Annotated in this window: 1 rRNA gene; it reads left to right on the forward strand. The window is 55.0% G+C overall.

Going from position 1 to position 2397, the window contains the following annotated elements:
• Positions 1-2397: ribosomal RNA gene (locus Q9S36_RS51545) — 23S ribosomal RNA — on the forward strand; the annotation flags it as partial.

The following is a 2397-nucleotide window of genomic DNA, read 5'->3' on the forward strand; positions in this document are numbered from 1 at the left end:
AGAGTATCCCAAGTAGCACGGGGCCCGAGAAATCCCGTGTGAATCTGTCAGGACCACCTGATAAGCCTAAATACTCCCAGATGACCGATAGCGGACAAGTACCGTGAGGGAAAGGTGAAAAGTACCCCGGGAGGGGAGTGAAATAGTACCTGAAACCGTTTGCTTACAAACCGTTGGAGCACCCCTGGTAGGTGTGACAGCGTGCCTTTTGAAGAATGAGCCTGCGAGTTAGCGATATGTGGCGAGGTTAACCCGTGTGGGGTAGCCGTAGCGAAAGCGAGTCTGAATAGGGCGATTCAGTCGCATGTCCTAGACCCGAAGCGAAGTGATCTATCCATGGCCAGGCTGAAGCGACGGTAAGACGTCGTGGAGGGCCGAACCCACTTAGGTTGAAAACTGAGGGGATGAGCTGTGGATAGGGGTGAAAGGCCAATCAAACTTCGTGATAGCTGGTTCTCTCCGAAATGCATTTAGGTGCAGCGTTGCGTGTTTCTTGCCGGAGGTAGAGCTACTGGATGGCCGATGGGCCCTACAAGGTTACTGACGTCAGCCAAACTCCGAATGCCGGTAAGTGAGAGCGCAGCAGTGAGACTGTGGGGGATAAGCTTCATAGTCGAGAGGGAAACAACCCAGACCACCAACTAAGGTCCCAAAGCGCGTGCTAAGTGGGAAAGGATGTGGAGTTGCTGTGACAACCAGGAGGTTGGCTTAGAAGCAGCCACCCTTGAAAGAGTGCGTAATAGCTCACTGGTCAAGTGATTCCGCGCCGACAATGTAACGGGGCTCAAGCACGCCACCGAAGTTGTGGCATTGACATTATTGGTAGGCCTTCGTGGTCCAGCCGTGTTGATGGGTAGGAGAGCGTCGTGTGGCCAGCGAAGCGGCGGTGTGAACCAGCCGTGGAGGCTACACGAGTGAGAATGCAGGCATGAGTAGCGAAAGACGTGTGAGAAACACGTCCTCCGAAAGACCAAGGGTTCCAGGGTCAAGCTAATCTTCCCTGGGTAAGTCGGGACCTAAGGCGAGGCCGACAGGCGTAGTCGATGGACAACGGGTTGATATTCCCGTACCGGCGAAGAACCGCCCCAGCTAATCCAGTAGTGCTAAGAGTCCTAACCCGGCTGAGTGGATCCCTTCGGGGTGAAGCCGGCCGGTCTAACGCTCGAACCCGTTCTGGTGCGGCTAGCGTATTAACAGGTGTGACGCAGGAAGGTAGCCCAACCCGGGCGATGGTTGTCCCGGGGCAAGTGCGTAGGCCGAGAGATAGGCAAATCCGTCTCTCATTCAGGCTGAGACACGATGCGGATAAAAAGTGGGTGATCCTATGCTGCCAAGAAAAGCATCGACGCGAGGTTCTAGCTGCCCGTACCCCAAACCGACTCAGGTGGTCAGGTAGAGAATACCAAGGAGATCGAGAGAATCGTGGTTAAGGAACTCGGCAAAATGCCCCCGTAACTTCGGGAGAAGGGGGGCCATCCACTTATACGGACTTGCTCCGGAAAGGGTGTGGTGGCCGCAGAGACTAGTGGGTAGCGACTGTTTACTAAAAACACAGGTCCGTGCCAAGTCGCAAGACGATGTATACGGACTGACGCCTGCCCGGTGCTGGAAGGTTAAGAGGACCGGTTAGCCGCAAGGCGAAGCTGAGAATTTAAGCCCCAGTAAACGGCGGTGGTAACTATAACCATCCTAAGGTAGCGAAATTCCTTGTCGGGTAAGTTCCGACCTGCACGAATGGCGTAACGACTTCCCAACTGTCTCAACCGCGAACTCGGCGAAATTGCATTACGAGTAAAGATGCTCGTTACGCGCAGCAGGACGGAAAGACCCCGTGACCTTTACTACAGCTTGGTATTGGTGTTCGGTGTGGCTTGTGTAGGATAGGTGGGAGACTGTGAAGCGGTGACGCCAGTTACCGTGGAGTCGTTGTTGAAATACCACTCTGGTCACTCTGGATATCTAACTTCGAACCGTAATCCGGTTCAGGGACAGTGCCTGGTGGGTAGTTTAACTGGGGCGGTTGCCTCCCAAAAAGTAACGGAGGCGCCCAAAGGTTCCCTCAACCTGGTTGGCAATCAGGTGGCGAGTGTAAGTGCACAAGGGAGCTTGACTGTGAGACTGACAGGTCGAGCAGGGACGAAAGTCGGGACTAGTGATCCGGCAGTGGCTTGTGGAAGCGCTGTCGCTCAACGGATAAAAGGTACCTCGGGGATAACAGGCTGATCTTGCCCAAGAGTCCATATCGACGGCATGGTTTGGCACCTCGATGTCGGCTCGTCGCATCCTGGGGCTGGAGTAGGTCCCAAGGGTTGGGCTGTTCGCCCATTAAAGCGGTACGCGAGCTGGGTTTAGAACGTCGTGAGACAGTTCGGTCCCTATCCGCTGCGCGCGTAGGAA

This window comes from Microbacterium sp. ARD31 (assembly GCF_031844425.1).